This is a genomic window from Streptomyces sp. SLBN-31, assembly GCF_006715395.1.
Lineage (GTDB): Bacteria > Actinomycetota > Actinomycetes > Streptomycetales > Streptomycetaceae > Streptomyces.
Map to the genome: position 1 here is coordinate 2,020,163 of NZ_VFNC01000002.1, position 14,687 is coordinate 2,034,849.

Here is a 14,687-nt window from a genome sequence, read left to right on the forward strand (position 1 = left end):
TTCAATCGTCAATACCGTCGTACATCTCACCCGCATCGGACCATCTTCCAGCGGCTCCAGGGGAGGGCTCAGGACCGCGATGGCTGCCGGGGCGGGGCGCGGTAGGGGGGTGCCGTGCTCGGTGACCGTGACCGAGTCGTGCCGCGCGACCGGCTGCCGCCCTGCGGCAGGCGGCCAGCTTTGCCAGCTCGCCTCGGCGTGCACGTAGCTCCATCTCGTCATGCCACAGGCGTGAACCCCCCTTTCGAACCGGATACAGAGCCGGACCGCCCGGGGGCGGGCGGTCCACCGGACGAGAGGGACCAAGACTCATGAGTTCAGTTCTTCGGCCGGCGGCCACGAATCACGGGCCGTCGACCGCCGACAAGTACCGGCCGATCTCCACTCACCTGGCCATCGCGCCGCCGGTGAGCGTGGTGATCCCCGCCATGAACGAGGCGGAGAACCTTCCCTACGTCTTCAAGACGCTTCCCGACTGGATCCACGAAGTCGTTCTCGTGGACGGCAACTCCACGGACGGCACCGTCGAAGTGGCCCGCGAGCTGTGGCCCAAGGTCAAGGTCGTCGAGCAGCGGGGCAAGGGCAAGGGGGACGCCCTGATCACCGGGTTCGAGGCGTGCACCGGTGACATCATCGTGATGGTGGACGCGGACGGCTCGGCGGACGGCAACGAGATCGTGTCGTACGTCTCCGCCCTGGTCTCCGGCGCGGACTTCGCCAAGGGCTCGCGCTTCGCCAACGGCGGCGGCACCGACGACATGACCTTCATCCGCAAGCTCGGCAACTGGGCCCTGTGCACGGCCGTCAACCGCAAGTTCGGCGCCCGCTACACCGATCTCTGCTACGGCTACAACGCCTTCTGGCGGCACTGCCTCGACAAGATCTCCCTCGACTGCACCGGCTTCGAGATCGAGACCCTGATCAACATCCGGGTCGTCAAGGCGGGCCTGAAGGTGCAGGAGATACCCAGCCACGAGTACCTCCGTATCCACGGCACCAGCAACCTGCGGGCCGTGCGGGACGGGATCCGGGTGCTGAAGGTGATCCTCAAGGAGCGGTCCAACCGCAAGGAGCTGCGTCGGCAGGAACATCATTCGCCGCTCCTCGACTCGGTGCGGGGAGAGGTGTCTTGAGCGATCTCGACGTCTCCGTCGTGATCTGCGTCTACACCGAGGACCGCTGGGAGGACATCCTCGCCGCGGTCTCGTCGGTGCGGTCACAGTCCCGGCCCGCTCTGGAGACCCTGCTGGTCGTCGACCACAACCCGGCCCTGCTGGAGCGGCTGGCCAAGGAGTACAAGGAAGCCGACGAGGTGCGGGTGCTCGCCAACGCGGGCCCCCGTGGGCTGTCCGCCGGCCGCAACACCGGCATCGCGGCCTCGCACGGCGAGGTCATCGCCTTCCTCGACGACGACGCCGTTGCCGAACGGGACTGGCTGCGCCGCTTCGCCGAGGGTTACGCCGACCCTCGGGTGATGGCCGTGGGCGGCCGGACGATGCCCATCTGGGCGTCGGGGCGGCGGCCCGCCTGGTTCCCCGAGGAGTTCGACTGGGTGGTGGGCTGCACGTACCGGGGCCTGCCGGCGGGCCTGGTCCGGGTGCGCAACGTTCTCGGCGGGAACGCCTCGTTCCGTCGTACGGCGTTCGACGCGGCGGGCGGATTCGCCACCGGCATCGGACGCGACGGCGACAAGCGCCCGCTGGGCTGCGAGGAGACGGAGCTGTGCATCCGGCTCACCAGGGCCAGACCCGACGCGATCCTGCTGATCGACGACCGTGCGGTGATCCATCACCGGGTTCCCGAGGCGCGCGAGCACTTCGGGTACTTCCGCACGCGCGCGTACGCCGAGGGCCTGTCGAAGGCGCTCGTGGCGCGAAGCGTGGGCGCGGACAAGGGACTGGAGTCGGAGCGCCGGTACGCGACGCGCGTGCTGCCGGCCGGGGTGGCGCGCGGGTTGCGCGACGCCGCGCTGGCCAGGCCGGGCGGCGCCGGCCGGGCGGGGGCGATCGTCGCCGGGGTGCTCACCGCGGCCGGGGGGTACGTGGTGGGGAGCGTGCGCGCCCGCCGCGGCGGAGCGGCGTTCACCGTCGCCGCGATCGAGGGGGCGGCCGATGACCGAGGGGGGAGCTCATGACCGAAGCGCCCGTGCCGATTCTCATGTACCACTCGGTCACCACCGCGCCGAACGACGCCACCCGCGGGCTGTCGGTGACGCCGGAGTCGTTCGCCGAGCAGATGTCGCTGATCGACGACCTGGGTCTGACCCCGATCGACACCGGTGATCTGGCGGCGGCTTGGCGCTCGGGACGCCCGCTGCCACCACGTCCGGTGCTGGTCACGTTCGACGACGGCTACGAGGGCGTGCACCGGCACGCGCTGCCCGTGCTCGCCAAGCACGGCTTCGCCGCCACCCTGTTCGTCTCCACCGGCTGGATCAGGGGCGCGTACGACACCGGGGGCGCCCTCGACACCATGCTCGACTGGGACCAGGTCCGCGAACTCGCCGCCGCGGACGTGGAGATCGGCGGCCACAGCCACACCCACCCGCAGCTCGACCAGCTCGACGACGAGCGGCTGCGGCACGAGCTGGCCCACTGCAGGGACATCGTCACCGACGAACTGGGCACCGCCCCGGTCTCCTTCGCCTACCCCTACGGCTACTCCAGCCGCCGGGTGCGCGAGGCCGTCCGGGAGACGGGGTACGCCCAGGCGCTCGCCGTCGGCAACGGCCTCGCGCGCCGCCGCCAGGGCCCGTACGCCCTGCAGCGGGTCACCGTGCGCCGCGGCACCGGGATCGAGGAGTTCGAGCGGCTGGTCGAAGGCCGTTCGATCGCCCGCATCTTCGCCAGGGACCGTGCCCTCACCAAGGGCTACGCCATGGTCCGCAGAACACGCCAGGTCCGCCGGAAGGCCATCGGTTCCCGTGTCTGACACGACGACCACGACACCCCAGCCGCAGTCCGTGAGCGAGGCGTCCGAGCAGTCGGGGCGCCGCCTTCGCCTGCCCGGCATGGGCAGGGGCGGTGGCAGCCAGCTGTTCCGCAACGCCTACGCGCTGATGCTGAACACGGGCATCTCCGCCGTCCTGGGCCTCGGCTACTGGCTGATCGCCGCCCGCTACTACTCCGACTCCGCCGTCGGCCAGGGCTCGGCCGCGATCGCCGCGATGAAGCTCCTCGCGGGCCTGACCGCGGTGACCCTGACGGGCGCCCTGGCCCGCTTCATCCCCGTGGCCGGCCGGAGCACCGGCCGCCTCATCTTCCGGACCTACGCGGGCAGTTCGCTGGTCGTCTCGCTCGCCGCGATCATCTTCCTGCTCACGCTGAACATCTGGGGGCCGTCCTACCGCTTCCTGCACGGACCGGTCCACGGCCTCGGCTTCATCGCGGCCGTCGTCGCCTGGAACGTGCTCACGCTGCAGGACGGAGTGCTGACCGGACTGCGCAGCGCGCCCTGGGTGCCGGTGGGCAACACCGTCTTCTCGGGGGTGAAGCTGGTCCTGCTGGTCGGCCTCGCCGCGGCGATCCCCACGAGCGGTGTCTTCGTCTCCTGGGTCGCGGCCATCGCCTTCTCCGTCGTGCCCCTGGGCTGGCTGGTCTTCCGCCGTCTGGTGCTCCGGCACATCGAGGCGACCGAGGAGCACGCCCGTGCGCCGTCCGTGAGGGAGATCGGCAGGTTCCTCGCGGGCGACTACACGGGCTCGCTGTTCTCGCTCGCCGTGGTCTACCTCGTCCCGGTGATCATCGCCTCGCAGGTCAGTTCCAAGGACAACGCGTACTTCTACATCACCACCACCATCGGCGGCACGGTCAACCTGCTCGCCATCAACATGGGCGCCTCACTGACCGTCGAGGGCTCGCACGACCCGGCCCGGCTGGCCCTCAACACCCGTGCCGCGCTCAGGCGGATGGCACGGATCATGCTGCCGATCTGCGGCCTGATGTTCGTCGGGGCACCGTGGATCCTCGGCGTCTTCGGGCAGGGCTACGCGGACGCCGCCACTCCGCTGCTGCGCATGTTCGCGGTCGGCGCGCTGCTGCGGGTCGTCATGGAGACGTACTTCGCGGTCCTGCGCGCGCAGAGCCGCACCGCCGGGCTCGCCTGGCTGCAGGGCCTGTTGTGCGTCCTGGTGCTGAGCCTGACGCTGCTTCTGCTGCCCCGCATGGGGCTGACCGGCGCCGGTGTCGCCGAGATCTCCTCGGTCGCGGTGATCGTCACCATCGCCGCGCCGAAGCTGTACCGCACCCTGAAGGCGGCCCCGCCCGCCGAGGTGCCCGAGGACGCGGCGCCCGACGGGGATCTCGCCGACCTCGGGACCGCCACCGTCCCGATCACCGAGAAGGCGCGCAGGCGGGGCCCGGCCTGGGCCCTCGACAGCGACACCCTCACGCTCGGCATCCACGTCGACTTCGACCACCTGGAGCGCCGGCCGGACGTGCGGCCGGGGCCGGGGACGCCGCCGACGGGGACGCCCGTGGTGCGGGCCGATCACCGGCCGGCCTGGGCGAAGACACCGGAGGTGGGGCTGCCGGTGGAGCCGCGCGAGCGAAGCCGGGCGTGGGGCAGCGAGCCCGGTTCGGAGGCCTCGGTGGGTCCGGCAGAGGTGGAGGTGGACGCGCCGTTCGGGGCCGCGTTCGCGGCGCGGGCGGCCGAGCGGGACGTACGGCAGGAGCCGTCGGCGCGGGAGCCCGGGCCGCCCTCCCTCCCCTGGCGCGAGCGTCTGCACCCCAGCCGCGTCGGGCTCGTCCTCGGCGGTGCGCTCGTCGCCGCGCTGCTGCTGTACTGGGTGCCCGCGCTGGAGCTGGGCGAGGCCGACCTGGACGGCATGGGCGGGCTGGGCCTGATCTCGGTCCTGCCCCTGCCGACCCTCCTCGGAGCCGCCCTGCTGGTCGCGGTGTTCGCCTCCCTGCTGTGGCTGGGCCGCGAGCACAAGGCACTGCTGCTGATCACTCTGCTGGCGACCGTGGTGTCCCTGCACGCGCTGCCCGCGGTCCTCGAGACGGAGCCGCGCTTCCCGACCGCCTACCAGCACCTGGGCTTCCTCGACCACATCGACCGCACCGGTTCGGCGGTGCCCGACCTGGACGCCCGCTGGAGCTGGCCGGGCTTCTTCGCGGTGGCCGCGTTCGTCGGCCGGGCCTGCGGGGTCACGGACTTCACCGAGGTCGTCCGCTGGTGGCCGCTGACCATCCAACTCCTGTATCTGGCGCCGATGTTCCTGCTGGTCCGCTCGATGCGGGCGAGCTGGCGGGCCAAGTGGACCGGCATCTGGATCTTCGTGCTCAGCGGCTGGGTCGGCCAGGACTACTTCTCCCCGCAGGGTTTCACGTACCTCCTCTACCTGGCCTTCGTCGCGATCCTGCTCGTCTGGTTCCGCGCGCCGCGCGTGCTCTGGACGAAGAACCGGCCCGGCGAGGCGGAGGTCGAGCCGACGGACCGCCGTCAGCAGGCGGTCCTGCTCGGGGTGCTGATCGGCCTGTTCGCGGCGAGCGTCCCGGCCCACCAGCTCACCCCGTTCGTGATGCTGGGCGTCCTCACGGTGCTCGTCCTCGTCGGCAGGTCGGAACTGCGCGGCCTGCCCGTGCTGTTCGCCGTGCTGGTGGCCGTCTGGGTGGGCTTCATGGCCGAGCCCTACTGGTCGGGGCACTTCGACGACCTGTTCGGCGGCGTCGGCGGAGTCGGCAGCAATGTGTCCACGTCCGTCTCCGGTCGCATCCAGGGCGGCGACTCCACGCACAAGCTCGTCCTGTACACGCGGGTGCTGCTGGCCGGCGGTGTGATGACGTTCGCCTGCTGGGGCTGGTGGCGCCGGCGGGACCACAAGTACCGCGAACGGTCGCTGCTGGTGCTGACGTTCGTGCCGTTCCTGGGCTTCGGGATGCAGTCCTACGGCGGTGAGATGGCGCTGCGCGTCTTCATGTTCGCCGTGCCCGGCGCCGCCCTGCTGGCCGGTCTCGCCCTGTTCCCGCGCACCGGCGTCACCGCCGAGGAGCGGGACAAGGACCGGGTGAGCCTGGCTCCGCTGGCCGCGCTGATGGCGGGCCTGCTGCTGATGGGCGGCTTCCTGGTGGCCCGCTGGGGCAACGAGCCGTTCGAACGGGTGCGGCCCGGCGAGGTCGCGGCCATGGACTACGTGTACGCGCACGACAAGCCGACCGTGCGCCTGCTGTGGCTGAGCAGCGACACCGTCAACGACGTGACGCCCGCGATGCCGTGGGGCACCAAGGACATGGAGCGGGTGAACTACGTGCCGACGCTGGCACCGGCCGACCCGGTCCTGGTGTCCGGCCTGGTCAAGGCACTCAAGGACGCGGGCCCGAACTCGTATCTGATGATCAACGAGAGCCAGCTGACGTACCTGCGGATGGACGTGGGCTACTCCCCCACCTGGGGACCCCGGCTGATCCAGAACCTTGATCGACGGGCGGAGTTGAAGAAGGTGTACGTCAACTCCGACGCCACCGTCTACGCCCTCGGCAAGCAGCCCGCGGGCGCGGTGCCGAAGCCCGACCCGGGTCCGATCGGGCCGCAGATCACCTGGACGCCGTGGTCGGTCGTCGGCGCCCTGGCCGCGCTGGCGCTCATCGTGCTGCTGACGGCCCGCGAGGTCGTCCGGGTCGCGACGCGGCCGAGCGTGCGCCAACTGCGCCGGCTGCAGAGCAGTTTCTGGTTCTCGCTGCCGCTGCTTGCGGTGCTGCTGGCCTCGCTGGTGCAGCGGTTCCTGACGATGAAGTGACCGTGCGGTGGCTCAGCGCCCGAGCCACCGCACCTCGTAGGCCGCCATGTCGAACCGCTTGCCGTCGATCTTCGCGCTGATGGACCGGCCGAGGGTGTTGACCACCAGCACGGTCCGGTCGGTGGCGAGGACGCGGACGTTGGGCACGTCGTCCGGGGCGACCGACACGGTCCGGTACGCCGTCCCGGGCGGGAACTCCTGGCCGAAGCGGGAGACGAGATCGAACATGGGGAGTTTCGCACCCCTGCTCCCGCTGTCCGTCGGTGTCCACAGGCACCCCGCGCAGCCGTCGCCCTTCTCGTCCTCCGGGTTCCAGTAGAAGCCGGAGGAGGCACCGCCCTTGGCCATGGCGATCATGCCGGCGGCCTGGACGGCGACGCGGCGGGTCTCGGACCAGCCCTTGCGCTCGTCGTTGCCGTCGGCGGGCTCGACGTAGTACTCGGCCCACCACAGCGGCAGTCCGTGGGTGCGCTGCCGTACCCACCGGCCGACGGCGGTGAACTTGTCGGTGGCCCCGAACTCGTTCGGCAGCATGTCCTCGTCGTTGGTGTAGCTGGAGCCGTCGACCACGACGAAGTCGGCGCCGGCCTTGTGCTCGTTCCAGTAGCCGAAGGCGTCCAGGACCCGCCGGTCCATGGCGCCCCAACTGCCCTTGAACGTCGGGGAGGCATCGCCGTCACGCGGGTCGACGCTGTCCATCACCAGGTAGGGACCGCCGACCATGATGTCCTTGTCGACCTTCTTCAGGGCCTTGTAGACGAGGTTGTAGAGCTTGGTGTACCCCTCGTGGTCCCAGCGGCCCTCGGCGTCGTTCCAGAAGCCCTTGAACTCGTTCCAGACGACGAAGTGGCGTACGTCGGGATAGCGCTGGGCGACGGTCGCGGCGAGCGCGGCGAAGTCGGCGTAGTGCTCGGGCAGCGGTGCCGTCTCCAGCGCGGACCGGCTCCAGTCCGTGTTGTCGACGCCGGCCCTGCCGCCCTTCATCCAGTCCGGGGAGCAGCACAGGGTGATCACCGGGGTGCCGCCCGACCTGCGGATGAAGTCGATACGGCGGTCCATGGCGCCGAAGTCGTAACGCCCCTTCACCGGCTCGGGGTTGTCGGCCCCCCAGCCCATCAGGGCCTGGTCCTGGGGCAGTCCGCCGGCGTTCGAGATCAGCTTCTCGACCCGGTCCGTGGCGGCCGAACTGCCCTCGTCGGCGCTGTACTGGGTGTGGGTGAAGCCCCACCCGACCGCGGGATCGTCCCGGTTCTTCGGTGTCACCGGGGTGCCGTGCACCGTGGCGCCGTTCTTCGAGGTGCCCCGCGTGCTGCCTCCGCTGTCCGGAAGCGTGTTGATCAGGGTGACGATCAGCGCCAGTGCAGCCATGCCCACGCCGAGCAGCGCGGTGAGCCGCCACCGCAGTGTTCCCCCGGCTCCCGAACTCCACCCATGACGTCCCATCGAGGGCAACAGTAACGGGATGGACGCCACCTGGGGCAGATGTCGTGAATCCACAGTCCTGTAACAGGACGGAGCGGACACAACGCCCCCGCGCATCACTCCCGACGCACCACGGAAACCGGGTGCACGGGGCGGCCCCGTGCCGGATCATGGACGCCATGTCTGCGAACCCACACGACGCGCTGCCGATCCGGCTCAACGTCGACGACAGCGACTCGCCGTCCGACGTCGTCGACGCGCTGTTCCTCGGCCGCTTCGCGACGGGCGAACAGCCGTACTCGCACGCGGCGAACATCGACCGTGTCCGCTCCGGCGCCACGCTGCTGCCGCCGGGCGCCCGCGTGCTGCGAGTGGCCCGCGACGACGACCGCAGCGCCACCCTGGCGGAGGGCGACGGCTGGACCGTGCTGATCTCCCGCTGGAACAGGGGCGCCGACGTCACCGTCACGGCCACCAGCGCCGAACTGGCCGAGCAGGTCCTGGACCAGGCGACCGACGGCGCGGCGGACGAGCCCGAACCCCAGCCGGAGAACGTGACGATGGGCTTCTGGTACGTCTCCCCCAGGCGCGGCCCGCACCGCACGACCCGGCAGATCTCCGCGGGCACCTGGGAGGAGGTCCGGGAGAACTACACCGCGCCGGTGGCCGACGCGATGGACCGTCTGATGAAGACGACACCGGAGGACATCGCGGGCCGCCTGCTCCTGCTGCACGGCCCGCCCGGCACGGGCAAGACCTCCGCGCTGCGCACCCTCGCCCGCTCCTGGCGGGACTGGTGCCAGGTGGACTGCGTCCTGGACCCCGAGCGGCTGTTCAGCGACGTCGGCTATCTGATGGACATCGCGATCGGCGAGGAGGACGGGACGGGCAAGGGCCGCTGGCGGCTGCTGCTGCTGGAGGACTGCGACGAGCTGATCCGCGGCGAGGCGAAGCACACGGCGGGCCAGGCACTGTCCCGCCTGCTCAACCTGACCGACGGCCTGCTCGGTCAGGGCCGCAACGTCCTGGTCGGCGTCACCACCAACGAGGACCTGGAGCGCCTGCACCCCGCCGTGGTGCGCCCCGGCCGCTGTCTGGCCCGGATCGAGGTCGGCAGACTGACCCATCGCGAGGCGGTCGGCTGGCTCGGCACCGAGGAGGGCGTGGGCCGCGAGGGCGCGACCCTGGCCGAACTGTACGCACTGCGCCGGGGAATCTCCCCGACGTCCCTGCCGGACCAGAGGGACGGAGCCGACGCGGGGCTGTACCTCTAGGGCCCCGGTGTTTTGATGGGGGTATGACCCTGTTGATCGGAACGTCGGGGTGGCAGTACAAGGACTGGCGGGGCGTGCTCTACCCCGCCGGGTGTCCGACGCGGCTGTGGCTGGAGGAGTACGCCGGGCACTTCGCCACCGTGGAGATCAACAACGCGTTCTACCGCCTGCCGACCCGGGAGAACTTCGCTGCCTGGCGCGAGCGGGTGCCGCCCGACTTCGTCGTCGCGGTCAAGGCCAGCCGCTTCCTGACCCACATCAAGCGGCTGCGTGACCCGGAGGAGCCGGTCGAGCGCCTGATGACGCACGCGGCCGGCCTGGGCGACCGGCTGGGCCCGGTGCTCCTGCAGCTCCCGCCGACGCTGAAGGCCGACGCCGGGCTGCTGGACGCCTGTCTGGACTGCTTCCCGCCCGGCACCCGGGTGGCGGTGGAGCCGCGGCACGAGTCGTGGTGGACGCCGGAGGTGCGGAAGGTGCTTCAGGCGCGCGGCGCGGCCCTGTGCTGGGCGGATGTGCTCTCCCGCCCGGCGACCCCGCTGTGGCGCACCGCCGACTGGGGCTACGTCCGCTTCCACCAGGGCCGCGCGCGGGCCTGGCCGCACTACGGACGGCGGGCGCTGGAGACCTGGGTGGACCGCATCGCCGGGACCTGGCCGGCGGACGAGGACGTGTACGCGTACTTCAACAACGACCCGACGGGAGCGGCGGTGCAGGACGCGGCGACGTTCGCGGGGGTGGCGCGCGCGAGGGAACTGGCCGTCACCCGCACCCCATGAGCCCCCGGCGGTGCCGAACCCGCCTCAGCCCTCCCCGTATCCGGCCCGCAAAGCGTCCCGCACCGCCGCGAGTGCGTCCGCCTCCGCCAGCCCCAGCCTGCGGGCGCGCTCGACGTACGCCTGCGCGGCCGACGCCAGCTCCCGTTCCGCGGCCGGGCCGGCGGCAGCCACGTACGTTCCGTTGCGCCCCCGCGTCTCGATCACGCCGTCGCTCTCCAGCGCCCGGTACGCCTTGGCGACGGTGTTCGCCGCCAGCCCCAGCGACTCGGCGAGCCCCCGCACGGTCGGCAGCCGGTACCCCACCGGCAGCACCCCCGAGCGGGCCTGCTCGGAGATCTGCACCCGCACCTGCTCGAACGGCGGCGCACTGTCGTCGATGTGGATCTTCAAGGTCACGCCCCCGATTGTCCCGCACCCGCCGGAAAATGAGGCGCGCCCGGTCGTGTCCGGCACGTAGCGTGCGCCCACATGACAGTGAACGTGCGCGATCTGCGCCCCGACGACCCCACCGATGTCGAGGCCTTCGCCCGGGTGCGGCACCTCGCCCTGCCGTACATCCTGTGGACTCCGGCCGCCATCCTCCACCACCTCGCCCACACCCCCGTCGAGGCCCGTTTCCGGTCCCTGGTGGCGGAGGAGGACGGCGAGGTGATCGGCACGGCCCAGGTGCACCTGGCGCACGAGAGTCCGGAGCCGGGCCAGGGGATGCTCAACATCTACGTGCGACCCGACCGCGTCCACCGCGGGGCGGGCACGCACCTCGTGCGCGCGGCGGAGCGGCACCTGACGGACCACGGCGCGACGAAGCTGCTGGCCTGGGTGCTGGACGAGCCGGCCCACCGCGCCTTCGCCGAGCGGCACGGCTACCGGCCCAGCCGCTCCGCCCACTTCCTGCGGCTCGATCTCACCACCGGCACGCTGCCGCCGCCGCAGTCGCCGCCACCGGGCGTGGAGTTGCGCTCGGCGGCCGACCTGGCGGACGATCCGCGGCCGCTGTTCGAGCTGGACGCGGAGACGGCGTCGGACGAGCCGAGCGACGTCGACACCGAGATGACGGACTACGAGGCCTGGGTCGAGCAGACCTGGAACCACCCCTCGTTCGACCGGGAGCTGACGACGGTCGCGTTCGTCGAGGGCCGTCCCGCCGCCTTCAGCATCGCCTACACGGACGGCCCCACCGGCCGCTACGCCACGGCGATGACCGGTACCGCCCGCGCCCACCGCGGCCGCGGACTGGCCAAGCTCGCCAAGAACCACTCCCTGCACCGCGCCCGTGCGGCCGGCTTCAGGGAGGCCCACACGGGCAACGACACCGACAACGGCCCGATGCTCGCGATCAACAAGTGGTTCGGGTACGAGATCGTCGCATCGGAGGTGCGCTATGTCCGCGAACTCGGCTGACACCGAGGGCCGGTTGACCGTCGTCCTCGTCAAGGCGGGCCGCACGAAGATCAGTTACGACGCGGGGCTGCTCGGTGACGACGGCAACCGCATCGCCGTGCGCGCCGCCTGGGCGGGCACGGGCACCCGCGACTTCGGCTTCGTCCGCTTCGAGGAGGGTGACGTCTTCACCGAGTACTACTGGCGGGACCGCTGGTACGCGGTGAAGGAGGTCCGCGACGGCACGGGGGCGCTGAAGGGCTGGTACTGCGACATCACCCGCCCCGCGGTCCTCTCCGGCTCCGAGCTGGTCGTCGAGGACCTCGACCTGGACCTGTGGCGGTCCGCCGACGGCACGGACGTGCGCCGTCTGGACGAGGACGAGTTCGCGGACAGCGGCCTGCGGGAGACGGACCCGCCGGCCGCGGCCGCCGCGGTGGCCGCCCTGGAGGAGTTGGAGGCGCTGGCCCGCGGCGACGGCTTCGGCGCACTCCTGGCCTGAGCCCTCACAGATCCGCCACCCACTCATAACGCTCCTACTCCAGGACCGCCACCACCGCGTACCGCTCGTCCTCGACCTCCTTGCCCCACAGTGCCGTCTCCTGCGACAGCCGCTCCAGCCGGACGTCTCCGGTGAGCGGCGCGAGAAGGGCCAGGAGGTCGTCGGCGGGTATCCCGACGGGGCCGACCGTCCCCCACACCCCTTCGACCAGCACGAGTCGTCCGCCCGGCCGCAGCAGTCCGCGCCAGTGCCGCAGGGCCCGGCCCGGGTCGGGCAGGGCCCACAGCACGTGCCGTACGAGGACGACGTCGAAGCGCTGCTCCCCCACCGGGGGCGCCGCCGCGTCACCGAGGAGGAACACCGCGTCACGACCGGCCAGCTTGGCCCGCGCGAGAGCGACCATGGCCGCCGAGCCGTCCACGCCGGTGACGCGGTGTCCCCGCTCGGCGGCGAGGAGCGACAGGCTGCCGGTCCCGCAGCCGAGATCCAGGACGTCGCAGGCCCGCGCCGGCAGCCAGGCGCTCAGCCGCCGCGCCCACGCCCGCCGTACGTCCGGATCGCGCAGGCCGTGGTCCGGCTCGTCGTCGAATGAGGCGGCCTGCGTGTCCCAGTCCACCCCGGCGGTCGCGTCGGGCCCGGTCGCGGCCCTGTTCAGACCTTCACTGTGATCCGTCATGGGCCCAAGAGTGACACCCGCCACTGACAGTCGAATCGTGACAGCCGCCACTGACAGACCCGCACCGATGAGTCACCCTCCCGGGAAAGGTCTACCTCCGTGAGAACGCGGAACTCGGTAGGCCCTGAAGGAGGCAGCCATGCGCCGGACCACTGTGCAGAAGCCCCTGAGGAAGACGGACCCGCGCAGGGTCCGGGAAGAGGCCGACGAGCGTCCCGCGGGACGCCCGGAGGTGCGCAAGGACATCGCGAGAACGTGGTGGCCGGACGGCTGAGTCAGTCGAGCCGCTTTCGGTAGTGGACGCGGTCGTAGGGGCCGTCCACGCGCCGCTCGACGACCTCGTAGCCGTACTTCGGATAGATCTTCTGGTTCTCCCACATCATCGCGTTCGTGTAGAGCCTGACCTCGGGAAGACCGAGCGCACGCGCGTGTGCGTCCACGAAGTGCAGCAGCCGTCGCCCCACGCCCGTGCCGTGTGCGCCGGGGTGGACGGCGATGCTGTCGAGGAACAGATGGTCGTCCCGTTCCTCCAGGACGACGAGCCCGATGACGGGCTTCCCGTCACGAAGACCTTTCCCGCGGCCACGTTCGCCGCGTGGTCCGCCTCCATGGGCACCGGCACCACCCCGATCCGCTCGATGTAGCGGTGGTACGCGGCGTCGGTCACGGTCTTCACGGCCGCCACGTCGGAGGCGACGGCGGCCCGGATCCGTTCATCTCCCATGCCGACACGGTACCTACCTGATCTCCGTCTCAGCACTCCCTTAACGCGAGCATAAGGATCTCCCGCACCCGCCTCCAGCAGGCGATTTCACGGTTTCTTGGATACGGCTCCCGATCGCTCGTGATCGGCGCCGACCAGACCGGAACCGTTTCCGAGGAGATTCCGCATGCCCGCACGCCGCCGCACGGTCGCCACGATCGCCGCCCTCGGCGCCGCTCCGCTCGCCCTGACCGCCCTCGCCGCCACCCCGGCGTCGGCGCACGGGACGATGGGCGACCCGGTCAGCCGAGTCGCCCAGTGCTACGCGGAGAACCCGGAGAGCCCGAGGTCGGACGCCTGCAAGGCGGCGGTCGCGACCGGCGGTACCCAGGCGCTCTACGACTGGAACGGCATCCGTATCGGCGACGCCGACGGCCGCCACCAGCAGCTGATTCCGGACGGCAAGCTGTGCAGCGCGAACAACGAGGAGTTCAAGGGCCTCGACCTGGCGCGCGCGGACTGGCCGGCGACGAGCGTGCACAGTGGGTCGTACACCTTCAAGTACCGCGTGACGGCCCCGCACAAGGGCACCTTCAAGGTGTACGCAACCAAGGCGGGATACGACGCGGCCAAGCCACTGGCCTGGTCCGACCTGGACCTGGAGCACCCGGTCGCGACCGCCACCGACCCGGTCGCCTCGGGCGGCTTCTACACCTTCTCCGGCACGCTCCCCGAGCGCTCCGGCCGGCAGCTGCTGTACGCGGTCTGGCAGCGCTCGGACAGTCCGGAGGCGTTCTACTCCTGCTCCGACGTGAACTTCGGCGGAGGTGCGGCGAAGCCGGCCGGCGGCGGTACGACGACCAGCTCGTCACCCGCGCCCACCGCCTCCACGCCCTCCGACGCGCAGATCGAGGCCGGTGCCGGCAGGTCGACGGTGGAGCATCACGGGCACGGTGACCAGGACGCCGCGACGTCGGCTGATCCCACTCCGGCCAACGCCCCGCAGGCGGCCGTCGCTTCGGAGCGCCTCGCCGAGACGGGAAGCGGCGGGGAGACTCCGTACCTCGCGGTGGGCGGTGCGGCCGCCCTGGCGCTCGGTTCGGCCGCCCTGTTCGCCTCGGTCCGCCGCCGCGCGAACGACGGCGGACGGCACGGCCGCTAGTACGGCCACGAAGGAGCGGGGCCCGTCCGGCGGCTCAGGCCGGACGAGCCCCGCTC

13 protein-coding genes and 1 pseudogene are annotated in these 14,687 nt (G+C 71.5%); 10 read left to right on the forward strand and 4 right to left on the reverse strand.

Annotated features, from left to right (window positions below; translation table 11 throughout):
• Window positions 1–311: 311 nt before the first annotated feature.
• The 4 genes from FBY22_RS29285 to FBY22_RS29300 are packed head-to-tail and all read left to right on the forward strand — an operon-like array spanning window position 312 to window position 6,736.
• Window positions 312–1,133, forward strand: coding sequence for a glycosyltransferase family 2 protein (locus tag FBY22_RS29285; protein WP_142150978.1), 822 nt, complete (start codon window positions 312–314; stop codon window positions 1,131–1,133).
• On the forward strand, window positions 1,130–2,134 hold the full coding sequence (locus tag FBY22_RS29290; protein ID WP_142150980.1) for a glycosyltransferase family 2 protein: 1,005 nt from the start codon (window positions 1,130–1,132) through the stop codon (window positions 2,132–2,134). The genes FBY22_RS29285 and FBY22_RS29290 overlap by 4 nt, the downstream gene beginning before the upstream one ends.
• Complete coding sequence (locus FBY22_RS29295) at window positions 2,131–2,931, forward strand: polysaccharide deacetylase family protein (RefSeq protein ID WP_142150981.1); 801 nt, start codon at window positions 2,131–2,133, stop codon at window positions 2,929–2,931. Before FBY22_RS29290 ends, FBY22_RS29295 begins: the two co-directional genes overlap by 4 nt.
• The gene (locus FBY22_RS29300; RefSeq protein ID WP_142150982.1) at window positions 2,924–6,736 is read left to right on the forward strand and encodes a lipopolysaccharide biosynthesis protein; all 3,813 of its coding nucleotides are present in this window, start codon (window positions 2,924–2,926) and stop codon (window positions 6,734–6,736) included. The genes FBY22_RS29295 and FBY22_RS29300 overlap by 8 nt, the downstream gene beginning before the upstream one ends.
• A gap of 12 nt (window positions 6,737–6,748) precedes the next feature.
• Here the strand turns inward: FBY22_RS29300 and FBY22_RS29305 are convergent, their stop codons facing one another.
• Entirely contained in the window at window positions 6,749–8,179 is a 1,431-nt protein-coding gene (locus FBY22_RS29305) for a GH39 family glycosyl hydrolase (protein WP_142150983.1), read from the reverse strand.
• A 158-nt stretch (window positions 8,180–8,337) separates the two neighbouring features.
• Here FBY22_RS29305 and FBY22_RS29310 point away from each other — a divergent pair, with 158 nt between their 5' ends.
• Together FBY22_RS29310 and FBY22_RS29315 are read left to right on the forward strand one after the other, a co-directional pair.
• Complete coding sequence (locus FBY22_RS29310; RefSeq protein ID WP_142150984.1) at window positions 8,338–9,432, forward strand: DUF5925 domain-containing protein; 1,095 nt, start codon at window positions 8,338–8,340, stop codon at window positions 9,430–9,432.
• A 23-nt stretch (window positions 9,433–9,455) separates the two neighbouring features.
• Window positions 9,456–10,208: a DUF72 domain-containing protein gene (locus FBY22_RS29315; protein ID WP_142150985.1), complete on the forward strand. Its 753-nt coding sequence runs from the start codon at window positions 9,456–9,458 to the stop codon at window positions 10,206–10,208.
• A gap of 24 nt (window positions 10,209–10,232) precedes the next feature.
• On the opposite strand, the gene FBY22_RS29320 is transcribed toward FBY22_RS29315, so the two are convergent.
• On the reverse strand, window positions 10,233–10,604 hold the full coding sequence (locus FBY22_RS29320; protein WP_142150986.1) for a GntR family transcriptional regulator: 372 nt from the start codon (window positions 10,602–10,604) through the stop codon (window positions 10,233–10,235).
• A 72-nt stretch (window positions 10,605–10,676) separates the two neighbouring features.
• Here FBY22_RS29320 and FBY22_RS29325 point away from each other — a divergent pair, with 72 nt between their 5' ends.
• Window positions 10,677–11,609 carry a GNAT family N-acetyltransferase gene (locus FBY22_RS29325; RefSeq protein ID WP_142150987.1) on the forward strand — a complete coding sequence of 311 codons (933 nt, stop codon included), beginning with the start codon at window positions 10,677–10,679 and terminating at the stop codon, window positions 11,607–11,609.
• Window positions 11,590–12,090, forward strand: a complete 501-nt coding sequence (locus FBY22_RS29330) for a DUF402 domain-containing protein (protein ID WP_142150988.1) — start codon at window positions 11,590–11,592, stop codon at window positions 12,088–12,090. Before FBY22_RS29325 ends, FBY22_RS29330 begins: the two co-directional genes overlap by 20 nt.
• Window positions 12,091–12,124: 34 nt before the next feature.
• On the opposite strand, the gene FBY22_RS29335 is transcribed toward FBY22_RS29330, so the two are convergent.
• Window positions 12,125–12,766, reverse strand: a complete 642-nt coding sequence (locus FBY22_RS29335; protein WP_142150989.1) for a bifunctional 2-polyprenyl-6-hydroxyphenol methylase/3-demethylubiquinol 3-O-methyltransferase UbiG — start codon at window positions 12,764–12,766, stop codon at window positions 12,125–12,127.
• Between the two features lie 139 nt (window positions 12,767–12,905).
• Here FBY22_RS29335 and FBY22_RS45410 point away from each other — a divergent pair, with 139 nt between their 5' ends.
• Entirely contained in the window at window positions 12,906–13,040 is a 135-nt protein-coding gene (locus FBY22_RS45410) for a hypothetical protein (protein ID WP_142150990.1), read from the forward strand.
• A gap of 1 nt (window position 13,041) precedes the next feature.
• Here FBY22_RS45410 and FBY22_RS29345 read toward each other — a convergent pair.
• Window positions 13,042–13,490: pseudogene (locus FBY22_RS29345) on the reverse strand (GNAT family N-acetyltransferase).
• A gap of 166 nt (window positions 13,491–13,656) precedes the next feature.
• Here FBY22_RS29345 and FBY22_RS29350 point away from each other — a divergent pair.
• Complete coding sequence (locus FBY22_RS29350; protein ID WP_142150991.1) at window positions 13,657–14,631, forward strand: lytic polysaccharide monooxygenase; 975 nt, start codon at window positions 13,657–13,659, stop codon at window positions 14,629–14,631.
• The last annotated feature ends 56 nt before the right edge of the window (window positions 14,632–14,687 follow it).